Consider the following 22,829-nt stretch of genomic DNA (forward strand, 5'->3'; position numbering starts at 1 on the left):
GAACCCTCCTCTGTCAGAGATCGATGAGAAATCGAAGGAAATCGCAGTAGTGATCGAAGCCGTGGTCGAAGTCGTCCAGGTAGGCGGCGATGTCATGGACGTGAAGCAGGATCCGCAGGGCGGCGATCTCCTTCCACTCCGGGCCCAGGTCGCGGCCGTACCCCTCGAACAGCGCGTCGGTGAGCGACTGCCACGCTCCCTTGTCGCCGCCGACCTGCCACTGGAGCTCGACCAGCTCACCGACCACCCAGCCCAGGTCGACGTACCACGGCGCCATGCAGACGTCCTCGCCGATGAGCAGGTCGACGCCGCCTGAGTCGCGGTCGACGACGAGCGACCCGAGGCCGGCCGCACCGTGCGCGAGCGTGGTGCCGGAATCGGTCACCGTCCGGTGGTGCCAGGCGAGCACCTGGGCCCAGCGGGCCTCGCCGAGGCTCCGACGCACTTGTCCTTGGACACAGGCCGCGCGGGGGTCTGCGGCACGGCCGGCCAGCCAGTCGCCGAGCCGCGTCAGTCCGCGGGAGGGCCCGGTCCCCGGCCCCGCGGGGGGCTCCAGATCGTGGACGGCACGCAGCAGGCGGCCCATGTCGTGCAGGGGCTCCGCCAGTTCGGCGCCGGGTTCCCGGCGCAGGAGCAGACGTGCGGCGGTGACCTCACCCCGTACGTCGTAGAGCCGGACCGCGCCATCGGCGTCGCCCAGTGTGATCCGGGACTTGCCGAAGTCGCCGATGGCGCCCAGGAGTCGGTACACCTCGCCCCCGGCGGCCTGGAACGGGTTCGGAGCGAGCGGGCCGGGCACGCGGCGCCAGCGCCGGCCACCGGTGGGCAGTTCCTGGACGGACGTCCTCAGAAGGCCGGTGCCGAACTCGGTGCCAGCCGGCGGGTGCTCAAAGGTCAGATGCTCGGAGCTCAGGTGCTCAGGGCCCGGGTCTCCAGGGGTTCCGGCGGCTTCCCCGGCCCGGTGCTCCACGATCAGCCGGAGCGCCTCGGGCAGCGGCGGCGGCACCCAGGCGTCCTCGCGGCCCGTGGTCAGGCTCCGTCCGGCGACGGGCGGCACCAGCACGACGTTCGGCCGGGCCGCCAGGGCCGCCCAGTGCTGCCGCACCGCGGCGCCCTCCAGGGCGCCCGGCGGCAGGGCGGGCGCCACGGCGACCGGCGCCCGGGTGCACTGAGCCGCCAACAGGGCCGGGCCGTCCGCCAACCCCAGCGCGAGGCGTGCCATGAAGTGCAGGGTCGCCGGGTAGACGAGGATGGCCTCGGCCCACTCCGCCCACTCGACGTGCAGCGCCGCGGCCTCGTCCTCGGGCCAGGTATCGGCGAAGACGGCGCCGTCCACCCGCGCGCTGACGGCCTGTCGTGTCACGAACCGTTCCGCGCTGCGCGTCAGGACGACACGGACCTCCAGCCCAGGGCAGTGCTGACGCAGCAACTCCAGCCAGTAGGGCGTGGACCAGGCGTAGGCGGACCCCGTGACGACGACGAGAAGCCGGTTCAGGCCCAGGTCGGGAACCTCGGCATACGGCTCGTCCATCATCGAGCGACCGCCTCCAGCAGGGTTTCCAGCTCCGTGAGGGAGGCGCGCTCACCGTATTTCATGTGCACCCCGGTGACGTTCAGGACGATCTCGTCCGCGCCCGCGTCCACGTACTCCCGCAGCCGGTCGGCGAGTTCTGCCTTGTCGCCATAGAGGAAGGCATCCCCGGCCAGGAGCGCCTCGGCGTTGCCGCGTGGATCCTGGGTCGACGTCTCGATGCCGGACCGGCGCAGCATGTCGGCGTAGTGCGGCAGCATGGTGTGGCCGGTGTTGCTGATCGCCGCCAGCTCGACCGGGTTCCGCTCCGCTGCCGCGAGTGCCAGCGGGACCATCACCACCACCCGGGGCACGGGGCGTCCGGCGGCCTCGGCCCCGGCCCTGAGCGCGGGCACCACGACATCGCGGACGTACCCGGCCGGCGTCAGCCAGGTGATCGCGACGTCGGCGACCTCCCCGGCCAGCCGGGCCATGCGGGGGCGGAGGACCCCCAGGCCGATCTCCACCGGTGGCCGGGGCGCGGCGGGGAGCTTGGAGTGGCAGGTGAAGTACTCGCCGACGTGCTCGACCTCGCTCTTCTCAAGCAGGGCGCGCATCACGGAGACGTATTCGCGCACGGCGCCGAGCTGGCTGCGGTACGGGGACCCCATGAGGTTCTTCTGGAACACGACCGCGCCCGGCCCGAAGCCGGCCACTACCGGATGGCCGCTGGCCACCGCCAGTGAGTGGGCCTGGATGGCGGCCTGTTGGGGGTGGCGCAGGGGCATCAGGGTGACGCCGGTGCCGGTGGGCACGCGGAAGCCGCAGGCAGCTGCGTGCGCGAAGTCCTGGAACGGGTCGTTGCCCAGAGCCTGGCCCTGCCAGATCCGGTGCGCGTCGCTCCACTGTGTGAGAGCGGCGTACGGCAGCAACTGCTCCGGGCGGAAGGGGACGATCGGGGCCATGATCGAGTACGTGGTCATCGGTTGCCTCCAGTCAGGACTGCGGTCGTGTTCTCGAAAGTCCCGTTGCCGGAAGTCCCCAGGGCCTGTCCGCGGACCAGCTCCGCGTACATGGGACTCGTGCGCATCAGGTCCTCGTGCCGGCCCTGGGCGGTCACCTGCCCGCCGTCCATCACGATCACGTGGTCGGCGTGGAGCACGGTGGAGATGCGGTGGGCGACCACGAGCACGGCCCGGTCCCGGCTGATGTCGTCGACGAGCTTGCGCAGCCGCAGTTCGTTGATGCTGTCCAGTTGCGAGGACGGTTCGTCGAGCAGGACCAGCGGCGCGTCCGACAGGCTCGCCCGGGCCAGCGCCAGCCGCTGCCGCTGGCCACCGGACAGGTCGTGGGTACCGCCCAGGACCGTGTCCAGCCCCTCCGGCAGCCGGGTGATCTCCGCTTCCAGGCCGACGTCCCGCAGCGCACGCAGCAGGACCTCGTCGGATGCCGGCTGCTCCTGGCCGAGCGTGAGGTTGTTGCGCACGGTGTCGCGCAGCAGGGTGGCGCCCTGGTCGACGTAGGCGAGCCTCCCGCGCAGTTCGGCCAGGGACCACTGGTCCGCGCCGCGGCCGAACACCTCGATGCGCCCCTGCCGCGGGACCATGAACCGCTCGACCAGGCCGAGGACGGTGGACTTGCCGGAGCCGGAGAGCCCGACCATGGCGGTCAGCCCGGTGGCGGGGACGGTCAGATCGACCTGCCGCAGGACGGGCTCCTCGCCGTAGGCGAAGTCGACCTTCTCGAAGCGTACGGCGGGGGCGCCGGCCACCGGCGCCCGGGAGTCGCCGGGGGCCTGGGAGCCGCCGGGCGCCTGCCCGGCGGAAAGCTCCTCGGACGGGAGGGCGAACAGGCCCTCGAAGCGCTTACGGGCCGCCAGGCCCATCTGGATCGTGCTGGTCGCCGATATCGCCATCATCAGGGGCGCGGTCAGCTGGAAGAGGTAGAGCAGGAACGCCACGAACGTGCCCAGTTCCAGGTCACCGCTGGTGATCCGGGCGCCGCCGCCCAGGATGACCGCCACCAGGGCGATCTGCTGGCCCAGGTTGATGATGGGCACCATCAGGGCTTCCAACGCGGACGCGCCGACCTCGAACCGGGCGACCCGCTCGGCGCGGTTGGCCAGCTCGGCCGACACGATGCGCTCCGCACGGTGCGCCTTGATCACCGTCAGCGCCTCCATCGTCGCGACGAAGTGCTCGGTGAGCGAGCCGACCTGGTCCTGGATCGCCACGTACTTGCGGCGCAGGGCGACCACGACGACGGCGACCACGGCCAGCGCCACGAGGAAGGCCCCGAGCGTGATCAGGAGCAGCACCCAGTCCAGCACGCCCATGATCACCATGGTGCCGACCAGGGTGACCAGCGACATCGGGAGCTGGATCGGGGCGATGTCGACGATGCTCTTGACCGCGGAGGCGTCGGCGGTGAGCCGCGTCGCGAGGTTTCCGGTGCCCTCCTGGCGGGCGGCGTGCAGCCCCAGGCCGATGGAGTGGCGCATGCTGCGGACCCGCAGCCGCCCGATCAGCTGGTGGCCCATGCGGGAGAGCAGATAGGTGGCCACGGCGCTGGCGGCGGCGGAGCCGAGGCCGACCGCGACCATCAGCCACGTCCACGTGGTGAGGCCGTCGTCCTTCTGGATCGCCTCCAGCAGCTTGCCGACCGTCCACGGCAGCACCAGCGTCGCCGCCGTGGCGGCCAGGGACAGCACCAGGACGCCCGCCAGTTGGAGGCGTCGGCCGCCGAAGATCTCGCGCAGCAGGAGCAGCCGCTCGGGGGACCCGTCCGTGTTCGTGACCGGCGCGCTCATGCCCGGGACTCCTGGACCGAGAACTCGATCAACGACCTGACCGGGGTCACCGGCCCCTCCCATGTCACGCGCAGGCCCGCCTCGTGCCCGAGTCTCCTCAGCTCCTCGACGGTTCGTACCGGCGTGGGCATCATGGCGCGCAGCAGCAGCTCCATCCGGGCCGCCCGCTCGCCCCGCATGACCATCTCCAGGTTGACGTCGGCCAGCAGGACCTTTCCGGTCTCGCCCGCGGCCTCGGCGCAGCGGCGCAGAATCCGCACCGCCTGCTCGTCGTCCCAGTCACCCAGGATCGCGGAGAGCAGATAGACGTCCCGGCCCGCGGGCAGCGGGTCGAAGAAGCTGCCGGGCGCCACCTCGCACCGGTCTTCCAGACCGGCGCCGGCGATGTTCCCGGCGGCCACCCGCGCCACGCTGGGCAGATCGACGAGCGTGCCCCGCAGATGCGGGTGGGGCCGCAGCAGGCTGGTCAGGATCGCGCCGGTGTTGCCGCCCACGTCCACGACGCTGCGCACGGCCGACCAGTCGTAGGCGTCGCGGATGAGTTCCGCGTCGAACACCAGCTGCCCCAGACCGGCGCGCTCTATGGCCTCGACGTGGGTGGCGTCCTCGTTGAGGCTGTCCCAGTAGCCGCGGCCGAACAGGCCCACGTGCGCGGGCTCGCCGGTCCGGACCGTGTGGACCAGGCCCAGCAGCGCCGTGTCCGATCTGCCGGTCACGCCGTCCAGGCGCAGGGCCTCGCGCAGGGAGAGCGGGTGATCCGACAGCAACGGCGCTGCCGCGTCCCGCAGCACGTACCCGCCGTTCCCGTCGCGGTCCAGCAGCTCGAGCGAGGCCAGATAGCGCAGCAGGCTGTCGAGCACGTCGGCGCGGGTTTCGCACCGCCGTGCCAGGCCCGTGGTGTCGTGCACCCCGGCGGCGATGTGGTCGGCCACGCCGAGCGTCGCCGCCGTACGGATCGCGGCCGGTCGCACGAGGTCGGCCAGCTCCGCGAGGTGCTCGACGCGAGCGAGGTCGTCCATGGTCAGTGCCCCCAGGTGTGTTGCGGTGACGACGGTGTACGAGGGCCGGGTGCGGGCCGCGTGGCGGCGGCCCGCACCGGCGGATGACCGGGTGTCAGTTCCGGTCACCGGAGGGGATGCTCAGCAGCCGTCCCTGACGGTCTTGGCCGAGAACATGCTGGCCGCCCACGAAACGGTCGCGGCCCCGCAGACCGGGGTGCTCGCGGGAGCGTCGGCGTTCGCGTCGATCTGCAGCTCGTCGGAGTCGGCGTATGCCTCGTAGCCCGCGACGAGTTCCATGATTGCGGTGGTCTTCATCTGTTCACTCCTTTCGGCAGTGCGCAGTGGTTGAGATGGAAGGTGCGATGGGGACCGCTCAGCAGGTCCACTCGTAGGTGGCACCGCTGGCGGCGCTGACGGCGGCGCTGCACTTGACCGAGCTGGTGCGGGAGATGGCCACCGAGGCGCAGATGTAGGTGGTGGCCGGGGCGCCCGCGGCGGCGCTGACGTTCAGCTCGCCGGCCTCGGTGTAAGTGCTGTATCCGGCGACGAGGTCGGTGATGACGGTGCTCTTGTTTTCCATGAATATCCCTTTCAACGGATTCTGAGGTGAATCCAGGAGGCGCGATCACGCCCCCTGGAAAGCACCTCAGCTCGGGGACTGATCGGTTGTGTGGGGGGTGCGGTCCGGGTCGGGGGAGTCCGCGTTCCGCGACGGGTCGGCCGGGTCGATGTTGGCCTCGACCAGGCGGTCGTGGAGGACCTCGGCGAACGAGCCGGGCCTGTCGGCCGTCTCCACCAGGGCCTTCGCCAGCACGCTGGCCCGGTGCTGGCCGAAGCTCAGGCTGCCCATGCCGGGCGAGGTGTCACGCGGTTCCCACGCCATGGCCACCCCGGGACGGAGCCGGCGGGTGAAGACCGAGGTCTCCGTGCCGAGGCCGGGCAGGTCACCGACGGCTTCGGCGAGCCCCCGCGCGGCGTGGGCGTCCCGCTCGTCCAGGTAGACGACCAGGGCGTCGCGCCGCGGGTAGAGGAGCTTGCTGGAGACCACCTTCGCCCGGTAGGTGCACTGGCGCGCCTCCAGATGCTCCAGCGCCGTCTGCCACACCGTGCGCGCTGCGGTCCACTCCGTGATGTGGAGGTAGACGCGCAGCAGGTCGGCGGATCGGTGCGGCCGCTCCCCCTCGACCAGGAAGAATCCCGGTGAAAGGCCGGGCCGCATGGAGGTGTTGACCACGTCGACGACGCTGCCGGTGGAGACCGTGCCGTCGGCGTGGACCCGGTCGGCCGGTACCCGTACGCGCACCCCGCCGAGGTCGACCACGTGGGCGTTCCGGCCGGTCTCCCGTACCAGGCCGCGCGCGGTCGTCCTCCGGTGCGGCACGCCCTTGGCGAGCTCCGCTTCGAACGCGGCGTCGCGCAGCCGGAAGGGGAGCGATCCGTTCTCCAGGGACAGCCCGGCGTGCAGCTCGTGGTAGAGCGCGTCGGACAGCAGCCGCCGCAACTCCCTGGGCGTCTCCGCCTCGATCCGCCGCTCCCCCACGGTCGCCCAGGAGCGGTCCGGGGCTACGTGGACGGCGGCGGCCTCGAGCAGCGCGGGGGCAACGGGAATGTCACTCATGACGCTGCCTCAAATCCGAGAACGATGGCGAACCTGTGCGGGGTGATCAGCGCGCCACGGCCGATTCCCGCGGCGGCTCGCTCGATTCCGGACAGCCGCTGGGCCTGAGCGGCACCGGCGACCAGTCGATCGAGCAGATGCCAGCCGGCGAATGCCGTGGCCCGCGCGCCGAATCCCGGGTCGGCGGCGCGCCGCGTCAGATAGCCGCGCCAGAATTGACGAATGAGGGGGAGCAGGCGCTCGATCTTCTCGGCCCCGCGCGAGAGGACCTGCTCATGGGTCAGCTCGACATCGGGGAACTGCACATCACCGTCGCCCCGATTGGTGACGATGTCGAGAACCGAGCGGTAGAGCCATTCACCAGCGAAGGCACCGACATCACGGGCCGGATCCGCGAGGCGGAACTCCTCCCAGTCCGCGATGACGGGAGTTCCGCCGTCCACCAGGAGGAGTTGGTCCACCCGGAAGTCGCAGTGGGAGGGGACGCGGGGAGCCTCGTCCTCCCACTTCCGCAGGTTCTCCAGGCCCTCGCGGAGCGCGGCGTCCTGCTGCATGAGCCGCCACGCCTCCAGCTCGGCGAAGCTGAGTTCGTTGTAGGTGGCCAGGGGAAGCGCATGGAGCAGGCGCGGGTCCGGCAGTGCGGGCAGGGTGTCGTCCATCTCGCCGGCCGGGGAGGCGGCGTGCAGCGCGCCGATCTTCTGCCCCACGGTGAAGGCCAGTTCCTCGCTGAAGGTCTCGTCGACCATCAGCTCGGCACCGCTCTCGGCCTCGATGTGCTCGAAGGCCACCAGCCCCGCGTCCTCGTCGTGGCCGAGCAGCGCCGGAACGTGGCCGGTCAGCTCGGAGACGGTCCCGACGAAATGCTCGAATGCCAGCATCCGCCGCATCCGGGCCCGGATATCCGGCTCGGCCCCGACAAGGTGTTTCACGAACACCCGGCGGCCGCTCGCGGTACGCCCGGACCATGCGTGGTTCCGACCCACGGGCGCGGACACCGAAGTACGGTCGAAGGCGCCGAAGCCCAGCCGGTTGAGCAGGGCATCCACTTCGGGGAACGCGTCCAGATCCACCGGCCGGAATGTGGGTGTGACCTTCGTCTGCGTTTCCTTTGGGTCCGCAGTGCGGGTTCCATCGGGCCCGCCCAGGTCAAGTCCCGGCATTTCTCCCCCGTTCTCATGAGCTTGCGGTCGGCTCTGCAAGCTCATTCCTTGTTGCTGCGACAAGTATTTCCCGGTGCCGGTGTGCCGGACCAGCCGCCATTGGTCGGTTGTCGCCAGCCAAGTGGCGGTGAAATGGGGAGAGATGGCGTCGGTCGACTGGTGTGCCGGAACCACTGGCCGGCCGCGGGCCCCCGGAATGCGGTGAGCTCCGGACGGTGTCACCGCCGGAGCTCACAGGACGTGCGCTGTGCTGCCCTAAGACAGCGCGGGGGCGCTGCCGTCAAGCAGCGCTGGTCGTCGGGGGAACGCCCATGGGCAGCCGCGCCCGATAGGCGATCACCGCCGCCTGTACGCGGTTGACGACCCCGAGCTTGTTGAAGATGTCGCTGACGCAGTCCTTGACCGTCCCGGTGCCCAGCGTGAGCCGGCGCCCTATGTCGGCGTTGGACAACCCCTCGGCGATCATGGTCAGCACCTCGTGCTCCCGCGCGCTCAGCGACGCGGTCATCCGGCGGGCCTCCAACGAGGCGTCGGAGTGCTCCACTTCTTCCTCCAGTTCCGCCATCAGGAGGGAAGCGGCAAGGGTGGACAGCACGGTATTGCCGACAGCGAGCGCACGTACCGACGTCAGCAGCTCCTCGGGGCCGGTGTCCTTCAGCAGGCAGCCCGCTGCCCCGATACGCAAGGCGGTGAGAACGGACTTGCCGGCGGCGGGCGAGGACAGTACCGCCACACGGGGCGGGTTGGGCAGCTCCAGCAGGTCTTTGAGCAGTGCGAAGCCGTTCGTGGCCCCCATCCGGATGTCGAGCAGGACGACGTCGGGGCGGCAGCGCCGCGCCTCGGCGAGGGCCTCGGCTCCGCCCGCGATCTGGGCCTCAAGGTCGTTGGCCGACTCGATGATCATCCGAAGTCCGGCCCGCAGCAGAGGATCGTCATTGACGATGAGAATGAGGGTCACGACCGTCTCCTGGCAGCTCGAAAGCGGCTCATCGCCGTCTGCACGACAAGGCCGCCGACGATGACGGCCAGGGAAATCCACACTGCCTGATCTGTGATGGTCTCGGCGATCTCCACTGCCGGCTGTCCGATGGCGTAACCGAGGCCGGTATAGAGCCCGGTCCAGGCGGCCGCGCCGATCAGATTGAGAAAGAGGAAAGTCGGCAGGCGCATGCCCACCCAGCCGGCCGAGGCAAACACCAGCGGACCCGGCACCATCGGTACCTTTTCCAGCACGACGGCCGCGCCGATGAGCCACCGCCTCGCCGGTGTGTCACGGGTGAGCAGGCCGAGGCGGCGCTTGGCTCGACCTTCCTGCGCGGGACCCGCGAGGAGCCGCAGCATGTTCTCGCCCCACAGCCGGCCTGCCAACCAGAACACCCAGGCAAACTTCATCATCCCGAAGATCCCGGCGGCCACAGCCAGGGCCAGGGGGGCTTCGCCGACACGGGCGAACGCGCCCGCGGCGGTCATGGCGCTCTGCGCGCCGGTCATCGCCTCCAGCAATACGGGGTTTGTGCCGATCAACCATGGCTTGAGCGGCCACATAGCGAACGAATAGGCAAATACCAGCCAGATGCCGTACCAGCAAAAAAGGTCTTTCGACGAAGGTGCACCGCCCCACGGCAGCCAAGACTTGTCGAGAGGACGGGATTTGCCGACACGATCGCGCTGGGTCTCGGTGGTCAAGCGGGACCTCGCAGTACGAACGTATGTGAAGCGAAGTCAGTTAGCGCGGTCACGGCAGCCGTGCCCTACTGTTTCGCTAGAAGATTTCACGCAGCCAGGAATGCGGCAGAATGCTCGGAATAGTGATCGATGTGATCACTCACCGCGAGGCCCCTGGCTGGAAACGCTTCAGAGGGCGGCAAGTGTCAGAGAGCGGCAAATGGCCGTTGGCGACGTGCTCCGCACCAGTCCATCTGTGACAGTAAAACAAACATGCTTCAGCGTCCCCCACTTGCTCTTACCAGATGAAGCATTGGTCGCGGTCATACGGCATTCGAGATGTTCGCATATGCGTAAGGGTGACTCCAACGCCTTTTCGGTCACTTTGACGCCCGTTTGTCACTATCCTTGAGTGCCACCTCGGTCGCAAAGCGTACACCAAGCGATCGCAAAGTATACGCCAGGTCGCCTCGGTGCAGCGTGGTCATCGCCCGCGCCGACACCGCCACTCGCCATGATGGAAAGTGTCTTGTAGTGTTTTCCATCATGGAAAACACTTCACGCAACTCCCGTGGCCTGGACGCCGGTTCCGCACGCGAGGCCCTCGACTCCGTCGCCGCGACCCGGGCCCAGGCAGCGATACACGTCGCCAGCCCCTGGTGGTACCACGTGGGGATAGGGGTCACGCTTGCGCTGCTGTTCCTCTCGATGAGCCTGCGCATGGCCTCGTGGGCCGTTCCTCTGCTCGTCGGTGTGGTGGTCGTCCTCGGTCTGGCGGTCCGGCGGGCGACGGGCGTCTCCTTCGACCGCTATACGGCCACTCCCGGAGCCACCAGGCTTTTCGGCATCTACGCGCTGACCTCCCTGCTCGCCGTCGTGACCGGGATGTACCTGGAGTGGGGCACGGGGGTGCACTTCGCCATCGCTGGCGCCGGGCTGGTGGTCGGGGTGCTGACCATCGTCGTGGGGTACCGCGTCGACGCGGTCGCGCGGCACGACATCGAGGCAGGACGATGACTGACCCGGCTTTCGACGAGGTAATTCACGCGCCGAACCGGTTGCGGATCTGCACCACCCTCGCCGCCGTAGACGCCATGGAATTCTCCGTAGTCCGCGATGCGCTCATGGTGAGCGACTCGGTGCTGAGTAAACATGTCAAGGTCCTGCAGGTGGCCAGCTATGTCTCCGTTACGAAGGTCCGTGGCTCTCATCCGCGTACCTGGCTCGCGCTCACTCCCGAAGGCCGACAGGCACTGGCCGGGCACATCGCGGAACTTCGCCGCATTGTCGAGATGGCACAAGCGGACCAGTGAAAGCCCCGATGCCTTGACCGGGACGCTTCAGCAGCGAGCCCTCGCGAGTACCTTGCGGCAGGCCGGCCGCGAGTCCGGTGGGCACGGCCACGGCGGGAACCCCCACGTACGTCGTCGCGGTCGGCAGCCGCATCGGCGTCATCGTCGCGTCGTGCTCCTCCGGGGTCCGCGGTATCACAGGTTCGGGTGCCGGCTGTGTGGACACCGGCCCGAGCAGCAGCGGGCAGTGCTCGAAGAAGCGGGCCCACGCGCGCTGGACGCCGAGGCGTACGCCGGTCTGCCGGAGGTACTCCTCCAGGCCGACGGCCGGGTGGCGTTGCGTGTCCAGCTCGATGCGGCGGGCGCTGTCGTCGGTGAGCAGACGCCTGAGCATGGGCCAGGCCAGGGAGAACTCGGTCCGCAGGAGTGCGCCGTAGCCGTCGAGGGCGTCCTGCAGCCGTGGCACCTCCACCTCCTTGACCGGGTGCCCGGCGTCCTCCAGGGCGGCCGCCGCCGCCTCGATCGCCGCGCGCACGTCCGGGTGGACGTCACCCCGGCCGCCGGGGTCGGTCACCACGCCGACCCGCACCGGCGCCTCCGGCCGCGGCCCGTACAGCGGTGCCGGAACAGCCCGCGGGTCCTGCGGGTCCGTGCCGGCCAGCACCTCGTAGGCCGCCCGCAGGTCCGCCACCGACCGGGTCCGTCCACGGGGAAGAGCTGGTGGCTCCACCCGCACGGTTCCAGCCCCAGCAGGACGATGTAGAAGGTGAGCGAGCGCTCGATGTCCGCGACGTTCAGGACGAGGTGGTCGAGGGCGATCACGCGTAGGGGGGTCTCCGCGGGGTCGGGGCGCCGGGCGCCGGTGGTGGTACGGCGGGGCCCACGGCCCCGGACCTCGCCGGCCGAGGGCGGTGGCTGGTCGCTGACTGCTGTGGCCCGTCGTTGACTTCAGCATTGCTGAGCAGGCATCCATCGGTCCAACACATGATTGTCATCCGGTCCATGGTGTTTCACGATGGGCCAGTGGATCTTCAGCAGATGCGCTACGTGCTCGCGGTGGCGGAGACCGCGAGCTTCACCCGCGCCGCCGAGCGGTGCCACGTCGTCCAGTCCGCGCTCAGCCACCAAGTGCGCCGGATGCTGCGTCGGCCGAGTGGAAGATTCGTAGTGCTGTCGCGGGGCGGGCGGTGTCGGTAAGACAACGTTGGCCGTGGCCTTCGCGGGGCGGGCAGAACGCGAGGGCTTCGCGGTGTTCTGGATCCGCTGGGTGACTCGACTGGTCTGGCCGAACACCTGACACAAGTGGCAATCGCGTGTGGCTGCCGCGCGACGTGCTGGAAGCGGCACAGGCTGGGCAGGACAATCTGTCGGATGTGGTGTGGGGACAGCTGGCTCTGGCTGCTCGGCGCAGAGGACCCCAACGCCACTGACCCGAAGGTGGCCCGGACGCTCGTCCGGTACACCTGGGAGTTGTCGCTGGACCAACTTGACGATGAAAGCCGGCGGTTGGCACAGCCGTTACTGCGGCTGCTGTCACTGATGGCTGAAGTCCCCATTCCGCTGTCTTTGCTTACTCCGAGCCTGCTGGAACAGGCCACCGGCGAGAGCGTCACCCAAGTTGCCTTGGACACCGCCCTCTTCGGGCTGGAGCGTTATGGGCTCATCGACGCCCCGGAGAAGGGCGAAGCCCCAGCGTGGCCCTCCAGCCGCTGATCCGCGAGATCAACGCTGTTGCCTTCACCGAGACCACGGCGGCCTCGATGCCTGGCGCTGTGCCCTCTGCGACCGCCCCACTGCGGCTGTGGACGAAGTCCGCCGGGCAGGGCGCCGAGGCTTGCCCACTGCACGTCTCCTCGCGCCCCACCTGACCATGTTCCTCGAAAGCAAAGCCAGAGGGGTAGCGCACGAGGCGGCGCGCAAGCGTCCGGAATCCTGGGAGACCCCGTACTGGAGTAGGTCCTCGCCGGCGGCCAGGGGCCGGGGCGACGAGCAGTCGGCCCGGCCTTCGTCGTACCTGCCTCGGTCGTGGCAGTGCCAGGGGGAGTGTTCGCAGGTGCATCGTTGCAGACCACCCATCGCTACGTGACGTAGGCCAGAAAAACTCCGTTTCGCGACTCGAGATGCCAGCCAATCGAATAGTTCAGGAGGGGCTTGCGGATCCCAACTCCGTGCGTTGATCGGACCCTTATGGCACGCAAATGGCACGCGGCCTCAAAATGGTCTAGACAATAAGCAAGACCCAGGTCACTGACCTGGGTCTTCTGCTTGGAGCGGGTGACGGGAATCGAACCCGCGCTCTGAGCTTGGGAATCACAGGGGCTTGGGTGTGTCACCGCAGGTCAGAGGTCATGGCGTTGTCAGGCGCGGCCTGCCGGGGCTGTTGTCTGCGCCTCCGGTTGTTCGTGGCTGACCGCCTCTACTGGTGCGGCAGTGGTGCGAGACGGATAAATGCCGCTGTGGCCCGGCTGCTAGGAGCCGCCGGACTCCCGCGGGTCGGGAGGTCGATAGCCGGCAGTCGTAGCGGGGCGGACTTGAACCGGCCACCTCTTCGTCCCGGATGAGGTTCGGGCGTATACCGGGTGTCGTTCGTTATCGGATGGGGCGGCGACCGGTGCGCTGGGACCAGCGCACGGCGACGAGACCCAGCGCAGCCACAAGGACCACGATGCCGATGATCAACAAGTAGCCCAACCCCTCCGCCACAACTCCGATGATTCCCAGCACGACGGCGACCAGAACGAGAAACAGCAAGAGGGCCATGACGTGTACGCCTCCCTTGGGCGGCTGAGCGCGGGCGATCTAGCGGCGCGCGAGCTGCCGCTCGCCGCCTGCGCCCGTCTGGTAGGGCATGTCGTAGTGCTGGAAGATCGCTTCCTCTGACTCGGCGGGCAGGATGTCGTCCATGCCGACCGAGGGCGCTTTCTTCACCAGCGTCTTGGTGTAGGAGACCTTGACGTAGTCCGGTCCGAGGGTCGCCTCGTCGAGGGGGACGAAGGCCAGGTGGTGGCGGGTGGGGAGTCCGGTGCGGACCGTGGCCATGGCCGGTTCGTCGGTGGTGGTGTCGACGTAGACCGCTTCGAGTGCGCCGATCTTGTGGCCCTTCGGGTCGACGACGCTGCGGTTGCGCCACTCGCGGATATCGGCTGAATGGATCATGGCTTGCCTCCTGAGCCGTTGATCAGGGCCGGTGCGAGCCGCCCCCTGCGAACAGTCGCCGCGCGCTGAGCTCGGTAGCCCTTTGTTCTTCCAGGTTAATCCGGGGATCTCTGCGTCGTGCCCTCGCGCGGCAAGGGTTTCGACCGTGGTAGTCGACAGGCATGCTGATGAAGCCTTCCGGTGCCGCGAACCGTTCATCTTGGTTCGGTCGGCTACGTCGCGTGATCGGTCGTTCACCCGGCCAGGACCTGCGGACCACGACCGCCCTCGCCGCTTTTCGCCGTGTTCGGCCTGACCTTGGCGTGGCTCGGCGTCCTCACCGGATACCTCTTCGTCTCCGCCACCACCACGCTGCGGCGCGAACCCCTGGCAGGTGGGGCCGTGGCCTCGCTGATCGCTGATCGCGACGGTGAACATGGCTGCTGTCCTTGGCTCTCGGTTCGCACGTCGGTCTGCTTCATTTCCGTCAATTCCTGTCTGTCCCTTGGGTGTTGGGGTCGGCCGGGTGGTGCCCACTCGACGTGGGCACCACCCGGCGCGCATGTGGTCAGCGCCTGAACGCGTCCTTGGCCTTGTCTCCGGCCCGCTTCAGGCTTCCGGAGACCCGATCGGTCCTGCCTTCGCGCTGCAGTCCCCGATTGCAGGTGGTCCGGCCGATGCGTTCGGTGATCCGGCCCTTGAATTCCTGTGTCTTGTGCTTGATCGTCTGTCCGATGCTCATGACTGTCCTCTGTGTGTCGGCGGTTGGAGGGGCTCCCGGGCGTGATCGCCGTACAGGCCGTCGTTCCCGCGGGGTGAGATGGGGCGTGGAGTGGATTACCTGCGGCCGCGGCTGTACCGGCGGCGGCCACCGCTGCGCCCGCGCTTGGCGAAGCCGACGATCCAGAGGACCAGCAGGACGGCCGCGACCCACCACAGGATCTGCGTCGTGAAGCCGAACCCGAAGACCACCAGGATCAGCAGAAGGAGAAGAATCCAGAGCATTGCCGGGCCTCCAGATCGCGGGGGTGCCTTGATTCCGCGGGGTCCGGGCGAAGCGGGAAGGTGGAATGCTGCAACCGAATGATCCGGAGTGGCATAGCCCTACGCCGTGCTGCCAGTCAACGCCCGGCAACGTCCCTTGTCAACGCAGTATCGATACTGAGGAGTTCTGGGGGCTGGGCAGGGGCCGCTGGGGTGAACGGAGCCTCGGCGAGGGCTTCGACCGGCCCGGCCGGCGGCGTCGGCAGGATGTGGTCCTCCCACCAGGACAGGCCCAGCACGGTGGCGAGCAGGACGAAGGGGACCGAAGCGGGAACGATCAGCGCGTACATGTGTACCGCCTGGTGTGGGATGTGCGCGACGTGGCGGGCAGCAGATCGGTGCCCGCTCGGGGCGCATCGGGGCGTGCCGGGATCGCGTGACGATGGGCGCGTACGGGGAACAGCCTCGCTCGTGACGCGGCGGGTTCCGGCACCGATGCGCAGGGTGCGCCCTCGGGGGGCGCGTTGGCGGTGCGACGCTGCCGGGGGCAGGGGCGGCCTGTCCCACGCTAGCCCTGGCAGCAGTTCCCCGACAGGTGTCAAGTAGCCATCCCTGCCGGACAGGACGCGCTGACGTCGCACGGTATACGCATCCTTTGGGGAGTACTACGCTGTGGGGTGAGGCCCCAGACCCCGGTATCGACGCTGTGTCACGCTCCCGGGGAGGCCCTCTGTGTTCGTCCTGCTTCTCGTCCTCATCGTGGCCCTGTTCGGCTTCGGTTTCCTCAATCCCATCTGGTGGGTGGTGGCCGCGGCGGCGCTGGTCTACGGCGTCACCCACCACGGCCGTGATCGTGGCGGAGGCCGGAGCCGTAGCGGCAGTTCCGATCTCGGGGACTACCGGGACTACCGGGAGCGCCGGGATCGTCTGGAACGCTGGGACCGCCGCTACAGCCGTCAGAACCAGGCGCGTTGGCGGCGCGAGGACCGTCGGGACCACGAACGCCGCGGGTGAGCCGTGGAGTGGACCGGCAGCCACCGGCTCCAGCCAGGCAAGGACGTCGAGATCGTCAAGGGGTGCATGCCATGCAACGCACAACCGTGATCCCACAGGAGTGGTGGGATCTGCGGACCGAGGCCACGTGGGGGAACGCACCTGCGGGAGAGGACGTCGTCGCACTGCGCGCAGAGAACGATCAGCTGCGGCGGGCGCAGGCGGGCCGTGCGGTCATCGACCAGGCCCGCGGCATGATGATGGTCCTGACCCCCTGCCGCCGCGGGCCGGCCAGGAACCTGCTGGTGGATGTCTCACGGCAGTGCGACGCCGGACTTCCGGAGGTGGCCGCGGCCCTGGTCGCCGCCTGGGAGGGCAAGCCGTTCCCGGAGCGGATGGAACGGGCGCTGCGTCGTACGCTGCGGCGATTTCACGTGGAAAACCAGGGGTGCGACTCACGGCCCTCAGGCCAGTCGTCCAGGCAGGGAGAGGTCATGATTCACGCAGCCGACGTCCGAGAATGGCGCAACCGCGATGTCGTCGACACCGAGTCGCACAAGATCGGTGTCCTCGAAGCGGTCTATGTGGACACCACCACCGATGAGCCGGCCATGGCCACGGTACGGACCGGACTGCCCACCCGGCACCGTCTGGTCTTCGTACCTCTCGATGATGCGGTCGCCGGGCCGGACTATCTCAGGGTCGGCTATGTCAGAACGTTGGTGAAGCAGGCCCCTTCGATCGGCACCGACGACGTCCTGCCCGCCGAGCAGGAGGAAGCGATCTTCAAGCACTACGGACTGGCCTACAAGCCCGGTGCGGCCGGAGAACGGCAACTGGCGCGCCGCTGACCACCTATGGACGGCTGTGCCTTCGGCGGGGCTCGCGGCTCTGCTGGCCGAGGTCGTCGAACTGCGCGCCAGAAGCGAGCAGGTGGGGCGGGCGCTGGCGAGCCGTGCGGTGATCGACCAGGCACGCGGCATGGTATGGCCCTGGCGCCGTATTCCAACGCCCGGGCCTGGGAGGCGCCTTCATGCGGCGGACCGGAGATGACGGCGCACGCGCCCAGCGGACGGCACTGGGAGCTGTGAGCTCAACTCGCCGGTGCCTTCGTCCAGGACGGCCGTCGGCACGCGTGGGAGCAGGAGGTACGGCTGGGCGAGGGGGGCGCTGTAGCTTCACCGCGGTGTCCCTGGACGCTGTACCCGGCCGCTCCGAGCACAGCTACCCACTGACCGACACTCTCGGTGGCACGGAGCCCGGCTTCGACGTGATCGTCAACCGTGAGGCGCTCCGCCCGCTGCTGCGGGCGCTGCCCGAACGCCCTGGCAGTCCGGCGCCGCCCCGCTTCAACGAGCAGGAGTTGGACCAAGACCAACACCGAGCTCACGCGAGCGATCCACGTCATGACCGGAACTGGGGCGGCTCCACCGTCGTCTGATCGAGGACGGCGCAGAGCAGTCACGGTCCCCCGCCGGGGCGTGGGTCAGGACCCCAGCCCGGCGAGGGGTTCGGAGTCGTCGATGAAGGCGCGGGCCACGTCGGCCAGGCGCCGGTTGTGGGCGCGGGCGTAGCCGCGCAGCGCGCTGAACGCCTGTTCCATGTCGATGCTCTGGCGTTCGGCGAGCTTCCCCTTGGCCTGTTCGATCAGCACCCGGCTGTTCAGCGCCGTCTGCAGCTGTTCGTTGAGCACCGTGCTGCGGTGGACGGTGCGTTGTTGCAGCAGGCTGATGGTGGCGACGTCGGCCAGCGCCTGACCGATGAGTGTGGCGGGCGGGTTGAAGGGGCCGGGCGCGGCGCGGAAAAGGTTCAGGGCGCCCACGGTCTCGTCCCGCAGACGCATGGGCAGGGCCTGGACGGCCCCGAATCCGCTGCGGTGGGCCACCGTGACGAAGCGCGGCCAGCGATCGATCTCCCGGGTCAGGTCGTGGATGATCACCGGTGCGCCGGTGCGGAAGCAATCGAGGCAGGGGCCTTCGGCGTTCTGGAGCTGGAAGAGCTCCAGCAGGCGTACCTGTTCGTCGGAGGCGGCCATGACGCGGAGTTTGCCGTCCCGGTCGGCGAGCAGCACCCCGGCGGCGCTCGCGTCGAGCATGCCGACGCAGCGGTCGGTCAGCAGGCGCAGGAAGTCGATGAGGTCGAAGTCGGCGACCAGATTGTCGGCCAGCTCGACGAAGGTCTTGGCCAGAAGCTGTTGATCCATCGTGGGCACCCTTGATTGAGACTAGTCCCTGCCTGAAGGGGCGGGAAGTACGGCACGTTTCTCGGTCGGCACCGATCGGTCAGGATTCCTCATCGGCCTGGTCCGGCTCCGCATCCGGTGAGAAACGGAGCCGATGGGCCACCACGTCCGCGGCCACGTCGGCGAGCCGGCGTCCCTGTGCATAGGCGTAGGCGCGGAGCCGGACGAAGGCTTCTTCGATGCCGACGCCGAGCTGGACGGTCAGGATGCCGCTGGCTTGGTCGATCTCCGCCCGGTACGCGCCCAGGTCCTCGACGGGGCCACCGCGCGGCCCGCCCGTCTCGTCGATTCGCGCGGCGAGCAGCACCAGAGTCGCGAGATCGGCGAACGCCAACGCGTCCGCCAGTTCCTCTGCGTTCAACCGGACCGGAACGTGGGCGTACAGGTCCAGAACTCCCCGGCTGATCGCCCCCATCTGCAGAGGGAGCGCGAACACCGCGCGTGCCCCGGCTTCCAGGGCCGCCTCGGCGAACACCATCCAACGGTCCTGCAGGTCACGGGTGAGCAGATCGGGTGTCAGTACGGCCGAGCCGTGCAGGAAGGCGTCCACGCAGGGCCCCTCGCCCAGCGTGAGCTGGAGCTCTTCCAACCGCTCGCTGATGTCGTCGGTGCTGCACAGCGGGTGGCTCGGCGCGGCGTCGGACATCGCCGACAGCCCGGCCCCGCCGACCGGCAGCGCGGCCACGGCCGCGGTGCACACGTCCACCACACCGATCCGGGCACCTCGTCGGGCCGCCTGCTCGGCCACCAGCATCCGAATGCGGGTCGACCGGCTGTCAGGGCCCACCCGGGTCACCGCCTCCAGGCATCGTGACAAGGCCCTCCAGCCTCGCCGTGGTGCGTTCCCCGAGGGGAAGTACCAGCGCGCGGAACGTGGTGGCGCCCGCCGGCCTGCGAAGCTCTCCGATGTCCAGCCACCCCCAGGAGCGGAGTGCGGCGAGGGCTGGGCGATCGGCCGGGTCCACCAGGGTGGCGCCGAGCGATGCCTGATGCCCGGTCAGCAACCGCTCCTGCACACGACGGGCGAGGCCCCGGTCCTGCGGGTGCGGCCGGATCAGGATGTCACCGAACGCGAAGGCCCTGCCGGACACCGTGAGTTGATCGATGCTGCGCGGCAATGCTCCGTCGAAGCCGAACCACCAGGAGCCGTCGCCGCGTACCGGGAATCCGAAGGCGCATCCCATCAGTCCGTCCATCTCGGCGATCACCACGGCGAATCCCGGTCGGCGCATGTACGTGGTGAGACGGTTCAGGAAGTCCTGGCGGCTGGGACGGCGGTATGGATCACCCGGCGCCGTTGCGCGGGACTCCACATACAGATCCGCCAGATCCTCACGCAGGTCCTCCACCAGCCAACGGTTCAGCCGACGCAACCGCGCCGGAGCCATGGCGGAGGGCTCACCGTCCCCCGGCTTCCGTGACTGTCCCCGCCCGGGTTCGGCCGTCATCGGACATCACCCGAGAGGACAGGAACCAACTGGACAGACCCGTGCGGCGGGGCTGGGGCGGGCGTGGCCGGGGTGTCCCCGAGAGGAGGTGGCAGGTGGCCGAACGGAAGGCCGAGGAGGAGGAACCCGCAGCCGGTGAGGTCGAGAATCCGAGCCAGCATCGGCGGCGGATGGTGCAGTCGCAGGGTCCCGCCGACCACGGTGGTCTGTTGCGCAGCGTGGAGGAATGCGTTGAGCCCGCTGCAGTCGCAGAAGACGACGGGGGTGAGGTCGACGTCGATGGCGCGGATACCGTCCCGCAGGCACCGTTCCAGGGACACGCGCACCAACGGCGCGGATTCGAGGTCGATTTCACCGGCCAGGGTGATCAGCGCCCGTGTCCTTCGGTCATGGCGGTGGACGGCGAGCTGTGGCAAGGGCATGATGCCTCGGTTCGGAAGACCATCCGGCAGCGGGCACGGTGGGCCGGAGTTCTGGCCCTGTGGAGCGCTCCCGGCAGGGGCGTATTTTCGGCGGAGGCAGAGCAACGGCCGGTCGGACAGCCTGCGCAGCAGGACAGAAGACCCACCCAGTTCCCTCCAGGGACGCGCCGGGTGACAGACGAAGAGTCCGCACCCCGCAGCCATCTGCGTTCAGTAACAGCATGCCGCCGGGGTCTGGGACGTCTACACAGCAGCGTAGTCCTCGCGTCGCTCGATGGGAGGCTCGAAGCTGCCCGATCCCAGAATGTGGACGGTGCAAAGAACGCGGTGGCTCGCGCATGTCCGAGGCATCGCAACGGCAGTCGGACGGAAAGCACTCATGACGGCCGCCCGAGTACGGCACCCCGTGCACCGCCCCAGGAGGTGGCTCGCATGACGGAGTCGAACAGTTCGACTCCGCAGGATCTGGTCGTGTGATTCCCCAGGGCTGGCGTCACGTAATTCGGTAATCCCTGTTCCCTCAGGTCGCGTTTCTGACGTGGGGGGCTCGTGAGGGCCCCAGTTCCGTGCGGCCGTGGTCAGGGGCGCACCGGCGGACGGCCAGGGGCGAGTGCGCACCGAGGTTGGCCAGGCAGCGGGTCCCTGTGGCGTCGGTCCTGTCTTCGGTGGTGCGGTTGTCGGCTCACTCAAGGAGCGCGAGGTGGTCGGCGGCGCCCCCTCGCCATTCGATCAGGAAGAGGGTCGCGTCGTCGGTGGTGCGGCCGCCCCGTTGCTGCTTCAGGGCGTGGGAGAGTGCGCGCACCACCGCTCGTACTCCCTTCGCTGTGTGTTCGATCCGGTTGACCCAGTGGATGAGTTGTTCTTCGCCGAATTGTTCTTCGCCGGCTTCGTGCTCCTCGATCAGGCCGTCGGTGAAGCACAGCACTCGGTCGCCGCGTTGGAGCATCTGCCCGCAGATCCGGGGCTCTTCACCGCCGAAGCCGACGGGCAAGGTGGTCGGGCCTCCCAGTTGCCGGACGACCTTGTGGTCACGGATCAGCAGCGGTGCGGGGTGGCCCGCGTTGACCCACTGCAGGTGGCCCGTCGCGGTGTTCAGATGCATCATCTGGGCGGTGACGAAGTGGTCGGGCCCGAACTGCTCGGCGATGGCCCGATCCATGAACGTGTAGATCTCGGACAGGCCGATGTCGGCACGTCTGGCGTGCCGATAGGCCCCGACGGCGACGGTCGACATCGTGGCGGCGTCCAGGCCGTGGCCCATCGCATCGACCATGGCCACGTGCAGGGTGTCCTCGTTGAGGGCGTAGTCGAAGCTGTCGCCTGCGACATCGTAGGCGGGCTCCAGGATTCCGGCCACCGCGACCTGCGGGACGGACATCGCCAGCGGCGGCAGCAGGGACCACTGGATCTCCGCGGTCAGGCTCATCGGTTCGCGGCGCCGGGCGAGGAAGAACTGATCGGTGTAGCTGTGCTTGGTGACCAGCATGTCGGCGACCAGGCCGGCGAGCCTGCGCAGCAGCCGCCGGTCGTCGTCATCGACGGCGTCCAGGGTGAGGGCCATCACGCCCACCTGGTCGCTGCCGTCCAGCAACGGTAGGTACATCCGGATGCCATCGAGCTGCGGCACCTCGACAGTGGTCGCGTGCAGAAAGGCTGTGCCGGCGGGAGAGTCACCGATCGGCTCAGGCTCGCCGACCATCAGCCGCCGACCCGGCAACGGCACCAACACCAACTGGCCATAGTCCTGCAGGAGGATCGAGACGTCGCGGCCACCGACCCTGGCCACCTCTTCCGCGATCAGCGGGGCGATCAGCTGGGGCGGCATCTCGTGTGCCCGGTCAATGAGCACCCCCAGCAGTCGCTCACCGAACCCTTCCGACCGGTCCAGCATGCCCTCGTCAGATCGGCGCTCACCTTCCGCCATAACCGCACCCCCGCACCGGCGTCGTCGAAGCTTCGGTCACCATGTCCATGCTCACCTCGTGCCGCGAATCCAGCGCCCGCACCGGCACGCGCGGTCCGTCCTGGGGCCACGGCGGATGCGCTCGACCCGCTCACGTGATCTGTGCACACGGGTTCCCGAAACGACCGCGATCAACCCGCACACAGTGACGCGGTCGGCCACCCCGAACAGCCCATTACGCCAGGCGCGGGCATGTCGCACACGGTCAGAACAGATGACTCTCCGTATCGTTGCGCACCACAGCTCTCCCGGAGCCATCACAGGACCAGAAGATCGGAGCCGGTATCCGCGAGGAGCCATGCGGTCTGCGGGAACGGGTGGTGCAGCCGCAGGGACGCGTGGGTCTCGGCGGCGTGCCGCGACGCGCCGAGGAAGACGCTCAGGCCGCTGTTGTCGCAGAGGCCGACGGTGGTCAGATCGACGTCGATGGTGGTGATGCCGTCATTCAGGCACCGCTCCAGAGCGGCGCGCACCTGGGGCGCGGTGGCCGGGTCGTTCTCACCGGCCAGGGTGATCAGTGCCCGCCTGCCCCGGTCGTGCCGGTAGATGTTCAGCTGCGGAAGAGTCATGACGCCTCGGTTCAGACG

General features: G+C 69.0%; 29 protein-coding genes and 4 pseudogenes. 10 read left to right on the forward strand and 23 right to left on the reverse strand.

All coding sequences use genetic code 11. The annotated features are described in order from the left end of the window. Window positions 1-13 precede the first annotated feature (13 nt). From K9S39_RS23385 to K9S39_RS23430, 10 genes are all read right to left on the reverse strand, one after another. A complete protein-coding gene (locus tag K9S39_RS23385; RefSeq protein WP_248865299.1) occupies window positions 14-1,534 on the reverse strand; it encodes a flavoprotein in 1,521 nt (506 codons plus the stop codon). Next, on the reverse strand, window positions 1,531-2,493 hold the full coding sequence (locus K9S39_RS23390) for an LLM class flavin-dependent oxidoreductase (protein WP_248865300.1): 963 nt from the start codon (window positions 2,491-2,493) through the stop codon (window positions 1,531-1,533). The genes K9S39_RS23385 and K9S39_RS23390 overlap by 4 nt, the downstream gene beginning before the upstream one ends. After that, on the reverse strand, window positions 2,490-4,319 hold the full coding sequence (locus K9S39_RS23395; RefSeq protein ID WP_248865301.1) for an ABC transporter ATP-binding protein: 1,830 nt from the start codon (window positions 4,317-4,319) through the stop codon (window positions 2,490-2,492). The genes K9S39_RS23390 and K9S39_RS23395 overlap by 4 nt, the downstream gene beginning before the upstream one ends. Next, entirely contained in the window at window positions 4,316-5,446 is a 1,131-nt protein-coding gene (locus K9S39_RS23400; protein WP_248865302.1) for a methyltransferase, read from the reverse strand. Before K9S39_RS23400 ends, K9S39_RS23395 begins: the two co-directional genes overlap by 4 nt. 12 nt (window positions 5,447-5,458) lie before the next feature. After that, window positions 5,459-5,635, reverse strand: a complete 177-nt coding sequence (locus K9S39_RS23405) for an LxmA leader domain family RiPP (protein ID WP_248865303.1) — start codon at window positions 5,633-5,635, stop codon at window positions 5,459-5,461. Between the two features lie 58 nt (window positions 5,636-5,693). Further along, window positions 5,694-5,900, reverse strand: coding sequence for an LxmA leader domain family RiPP (locus tag K9S39_RS23410; RefSeq protein ID WP_248865304.1), 207 nt, complete (start codon window positions 5,898-5,900; stop codon window positions 5,694-5,696). Between the two features lie 66 nt (window positions 5,901-5,966). After that, complete coding sequence (locus K9S39_RS23415; RefSeq protein ID WP_248865305.1) at window positions 5,967-6,938, reverse strand: T3SS effector HopA1 family protein; 972 nt, start codon at window positions 6,936-6,938, stop codon at window positions 5,967-5,969. Next, the gene (gene lxmK, locus K9S39_RS23420) at window positions 6,935-8,008 is read right to left on the reverse strand and encodes a class V lanthionine synthetase subunit LxmK (RefSeq protein WP_248865306.1); all 1,074 of its coding nucleotides are present in this window, start codon (window positions 8,006-8,008) and stop codon (window positions 6,935-6,937) included. The genes K9S39_RS23415 and lxmK overlap by 4 nt, the downstream gene beginning before the upstream one ends. 370 nt (window positions 8,009-8,378) lie before the next feature. Next, window positions 8,379-9,056 carry a response regulator gene (locus tag K9S39_RS23425; RefSeq protein ID WP_248865307.1) on the reverse strand — a complete coding sequence of 226 codons (678 nt, stop codon included), beginning with the start codon at window positions 9,054-9,056 and terminating at the stop codon, window positions 8,379-8,381. Further along, the gene (locus K9S39_RS23430; protein WP_248865308.1) at window positions 9,053-9,784 is read right to left on the reverse strand and encodes a DedA family protein; all 732 of its coding nucleotides are present in this window, start codon (window positions 9,782-9,784) and stop codon (window positions 9,053-9,055) included. Before K9S39_RS23430 ends, K9S39_RS23425 begins: the two co-directional genes overlap by 4 nt. A gap of 525 nt (window positions 9,785-10,309) precedes the next feature. Between K9S39_RS23430 and K9S39_RS23435 the strand changes: the two genes are divergently transcribed. Next, window positions 10,310-10,780, forward strand: a complete 471-nt coding sequence (locus K9S39_RS23435; protein WP_248865309.1) for a hypothetical protein — start codon at window positions 10,310-10,312, stop codon at window positions 10,778-10,780. Between the two features lie 77 nt (window positions 10,781-10,857). Next, a complete protein-coding gene (locus K9S39_RS23440; RefSeq protein WP_406708155.1) occupies window positions 10,858-11,076 on the forward strand; it encodes a transcriptional regulator in 219 nt (72 codons plus the stop codon). Here K9S39_RS23440 and K9S39_RS23445 read toward each other — a convergent pair. Together K9S39_RS23445 and K9S39_RS23450 are read right to left on the reverse strand one after the other, a co-directional pair. Next, window positions 10,994-11,746, reverse strand: a complete 753-nt coding sequence (locus K9S39_RS23445; RefSeq protein WP_248865311.1) for an amidase family protein — start codon at window positions 11,744-11,746, stop codon at window positions 10,994-10,996. The genes K9S39_RS23440 and K9S39_RS23445 overlap by 83 nt on opposite strands. Window positions 11,747-11,790: 44 nt before the next feature. Next, window positions 11,791-11,877 (reverse strand): annotated as a pseudogene (locus tag K9S39_RS23450) (VOC family protein); the annotation flags it as partial. Window positions 11,878-12,039: 162 nt separating this feature from the next. Here K9S39_RS23450 and K9S39_RS23455 point away from each other — a divergent pair. From K9S39_RS23455 to K9S39_RS23465, 4 genes and pseudogenes are all read left to right on the forward strand, one after another. Next, window positions 12,040-12,216 (forward strand): annotated as a pseudogene (locus K9S39_RS23455) (helix-turn-helix domain-containing protein); the annotation flags it as partial. Between the two features lie 28 nt (window positions 12,217-12,244). Next, window positions 12,245-12,352 (forward strand): annotated as a pseudogene (locus K9S39_RS43060) (hypothetical protein); the annotation flags it as partial. A gap of 74 nt (window positions 12,353-12,426) precedes the next feature. Then, complete coding sequence (locus tag K9S39_RS23460; RefSeq protein ID WP_248865312.1) at window positions 12,427-12,768, forward strand: hypothetical protein; 342 nt, start codon at window positions 12,427-12,429, stop codon at window positions 12,766-12,768. Continuing rightward, complete coding sequence (locus K9S39_RS23465; protein WP_248865313.1) at window positions 12,750-12,923, forward strand: hypothetical protein; 174 nt, start codon at window positions 12,750-12,752, stop codon at window positions 12,921-12,923. Before K9S39_RS23460 ends, K9S39_RS23465 begins: the two co-directional genes overlap by 19 nt. A 721-nt stretch (window positions 12,924-13,644) precedes the next feature. Here K9S39_RS23465 and K9S39_RS23470 read toward each other — a convergent pair. The 5 genes from K9S39_RS23470 to K9S39_RS23490 form a co-directional block, all read right to left on the reverse strand. Continuing rightward, window positions 13,645-13,815: a hypothetical protein gene (locus tag K9S39_RS23470; RefSeq protein WP_248865314.1), complete on the reverse strand. Its 171-nt coding sequence runs from the start codon at window positions 13,813-13,815 to the stop codon at window positions 13,645-13,647. Between the two features lie 39 nt (window positions 13,816-13,854). Further along, window positions 13,855-14,211, reverse strand: coding sequence for a PRC-barrel domain-containing protein (locus K9S39_RS23475; RefSeq protein ID WP_248865315.1), 357 nt, complete (start codon window positions 14,209-14,211; stop codon window positions 13,855-13,857). Window positions 14,212-14,758: 547 nt separating this feature from the next. After that, on the reverse strand, window positions 14,759-14,932 hold the full coding sequence (locus K9S39_RS23480) for a CsbD family protein (protein WP_248865316.1): 174 nt from the start codon (window positions 14,930-14,932) through the stop codon (window positions 14,759-14,761). 95 nt (window positions 14,933-15,027) lie between these two features. Beyond that, on the reverse strand, window positions 15,028-15,195 hold the full coding sequence (locus tag K9S39_RS23485; RefSeq protein ID WP_248865317.1) for a DUF5670 family protein: 168 nt from the start codon (window positions 15,193-15,195) through the stop codon (window positions 15,028-15,030). Window positions 15,196-15,311: 116 nt separating this feature from the next. Next, complete coding sequence (locus K9S39_RS23490) at window positions 15,312-15,524, reverse strand: hypothetical protein (RefSeq protein WP_248865318.1); 213 nt, start codon at window positions 15,522-15,524, stop codon at window positions 15,312-15,314. Window positions 15,525-15,906: 382 nt separating this feature from the next. On the opposite strand from K9S39_RS23490, the gene K9S39_RS23495 reads away from it, so the two are divergent. From K9S39_RS23495 to K9S39_RS42475, 4 genes and pseudogenes are all read left to right on the forward strand, one after another. Then, the gene (locus K9S39_RS23495; protein WP_248865319.1) at window positions 15,907-16,188 is read left to right on the forward strand and encodes a hypothetical protein; all 282 of its coding nucleotides are present in this window, start codon (window positions 15,907-15,909) and stop codon (window positions 16,186-16,188) included. Between the two features lie 71 nt (window positions 16,189-16,259). Further along, a pseudogene (locus tag K9S39_RS42155) lies at window positions 16,260-16,517 on the forward strand (ANTAR domain-containing protein); the annotation flags it as partial. Window positions 16,518-16,661: 144 nt separating this feature from the next. Next, window positions 16,662-17,018: a PRC-barrel domain-containing protein gene (locus K9S39_RS23505; protein ID WP_248868926.1), complete on the forward strand. Its 357-nt coding sequence runs from the start codon at window positions 16,662-16,664 to the stop codon at window positions 17,016-17,018. Between the two features lie 335 nt (window positions 17,019-17,353). Then, window positions 17,354-17,608: a hypothetical protein gene (locus K9S39_RS42475; protein WP_319949577.1), complete on the forward strand. Its 255-nt coding sequence runs from the start codon at window positions 17,354-17,356 to the stop codon at window positions 17,606-17,608. Between the two features lie 45 nt (window positions 17,609-17,653). On the opposite strand, the gene K9S39_RS23515 is transcribed toward K9S39_RS42475, so the two are convergent. The 6 genes from K9S39_RS23515 to K9S39_RS23540 all read right to left on the reverse strand — a co-directional run bounded on the left by K9S39_RS23515 (window position 17,654) and on the right by K9S39_RS23540 (window position 22,811). Beyond that, window positions 17,654-18,370 (reverse strand): GAF and ANTAR domain-containing protein, encoded by a 717-nt coding sequence (locus K9S39_RS23515; protein WP_248865320.1) that lies wholly within the window; start codon window positions 18,368-18,370, stop codon window positions 17,654-17,656. Window positions 18,371-18,449: 79 nt separating this feature from the next. Further along, a complete protein-coding gene (locus K9S39_RS23520; RefSeq protein WP_248865321.1) occupies window positions 18,450-19,196 on the reverse strand; it encodes an ANTAR domain-containing protein in 747 nt (248 codons plus the stop codon). Next, on the reverse strand, window positions 19,186-19,758 hold the full coding sequence (locus K9S39_RS23525) for a hypothetical protein (protein WP_248865322.1): 573 nt from the start codon (window positions 19,756-19,758) through the stop codon (window positions 19,186-19,188). Before K9S39_RS23525 ends, K9S39_RS23520 begins: the two co-directional genes overlap by 11 nt. Before the next feature lie 95 nt (window positions 19,759-19,853). Beyond that, on the reverse strand, window positions 19,854-20,279 hold the full coding sequence (locus K9S39_RS23530; RefSeq protein ID WP_248865323.1) for an STAS domain-containing protein: 426 nt from the start codon (window positions 20,277-20,279) through the stop codon (window positions 19,854-19,856). Between the two features lie 682 nt (window positions 20,280-20,961). Beyond that, the gene (locus K9S39_RS23535; RefSeq protein WP_248865324.1) at window positions 20,962-22,203 is read right to left on the reverse strand and encodes a PP2C family protein-serine/threonine phosphatase; all 1,242 of its coding nucleotides are present in this window, start codon (window positions 22,201-22,203) and stop codon (window positions 20,962-20,964) included. A 296-nt stretch (window positions 22,204-22,499) separates the two neighbouring features. Continuing rightward, the gene (locus tag K9S39_RS23540) at window positions 22,500-22,811 is read right to left on the reverse strand and encodes an STAS domain-containing protein (RefSeq protein WP_248865325.1); all 312 of its coding nucleotides are present in this window, start codon (window positions 22,809-22,811) and stop codon (window positions 22,500-22,502) included. Window positions 22,812-22,829: the final 18 nt, after the last annotated feature.

This window comes from Streptomyces halobius (genome assembly GCF_023277745.1).
In the GTDB taxonomy this organism is placed as follows: domain Bacteria; phylum Actinomycetota; class Actinomycetes; order Streptomycetales; family Streptomycetaceae; genus Streptomyces; species Streptomyces halobius.

Bases quoted from the DNA above. Each gene is read 5' to 3' on its own strand.
- K9S39_RS23385 (WP_248865299.1), bottom strand. From the start codon at position 1,534: ATGATGGACGAGCCGTATGCCGAGGTTCCCGACCTGGGCCTGAACCGG.
- K9S39_RS23390 (WP_248865300.1), bottom strand. From the start codon at position 2,493: ATGACCACGTACTCGATCATGGCCCCGATCGTCCCCTTCCGCCCGGAG.
- K9S39_RS23395 (WP_248865301.1), bottom strand. From the start codon at position 4,319: ATGAGCGCGCCGGTCACGAACACGGACGGGTCCCCCGAGCGGCTGCTC.
- K9S39_RS23405 (WP_248865303.1), bottom strand. From the start codon at position 5,635: ATGAAGACCACCGCAATCATGGAACTCGTCGCGGGCTACGAGGCATAC.
- K9S39_RS23410 (WP_248865304.1), bottom strand. From the start codon at position 5,900: ATGGAAAACAAGAGCACCGTCATCACCGACCTCGTCGCCGGATACAGC.
- K9S39_RS23415 (WP_248865305.1), bottom strand. From the start codon at position 6,938: ATGAGTGACATTCCCGTTGCCCCCGCGCTGCTCGAGGCCGCCGCCGTC.
- K9S39_RS23435 (WP_248865309.1), top strand. From the start codon at position 10,310: ATGGAAAACACTTCACGCAACTCCCGTGGCCTGGACGCCGGTTCCGCA.
- K9S39_RS23440 (WP_406708155.1), top strand. From the start codon at position 10,858: ATGGAATTCTCCGTAGTCCGCGATGCGCTCATGGTGAGCGACTCGGTG.
- K9S39_RS23460 (WP_248865312.1), top strand. From the start codon at position 12,427: ATGTGGTGTGGGGACAGCTGGCTCTGGCTGCTCGGCGCAGAGGACCCC.
- K9S39_RS23470 (WP_248865314.1), bottom strand. From the start codon at position 13,815: ATGGCCCTCTTGCTGTTTCTCGTTCTGGTCGCCGTCGTGCTGGGAATC.
- K9S39_RS23475 (WP_248865315.1), bottom strand. From the start codon at position 14,211: ATGATCCATTCAGCCGATATCCGCGAGTGGCGCAACCGCAGCGTCGTC.
- K9S39_RS23480 (WP_248865316.1), bottom strand. From the start codon at position 14,932: ATGAGCATCGGACAGACGATCAAGCACAAGACACAGGAATTCAAGGGC.
- K9S39_RS23485 (WP_248865317.1), bottom strand. From the start codon at position 15,195: ATGCTCTGGATTCTTCTCCTTCTGCTGATCCTGGTGGTCTTCGGGTTC.
- K9S39_RS23490 (WP_248865318.1), bottom strand. From the start codon at position 15,524: ATGTACGCGCTGATCGTTCCCGCTTCGGTCCCCTTCGTCCTGCTCGCC.
- K9S39_RS23505 (WP_248868926.1), top strand. From the start codon at position 16,662: ATGATTCACGCAGCCGACGTCCGAGAATGGCGCAACCGCGATGTCGTC.
- K9S39_RS23515 (WP_248865320.1), bottom strand. From the start codon at position 18,370: ATGGATCAACAGCTTCTGGCCAAGACCTTCGTCGAGCTGGCCGACAAT.
- K9S39_RS23530 (WP_248865323.1), bottom strand. From the start codon at position 20,279: ATGCCCTTGCCACAGCTCGCCGTCCACCGCCATGACCGAAGGACACGG.
- K9S39_RS23535 (WP_248865324.1), bottom strand. From the start codon at position 22,203: ATGGCGGAAGGTGAGCGCCGATCTGACGAGGGCATGCTGGACCGGTCG.
- K9S39_RS23540 (WP_248865325.1), bottom strand. From the start codon at position 22,811: ATGACTCTTCCGCAGCTGAACATCTACCGGCACGACCGGGGCAGGCGG.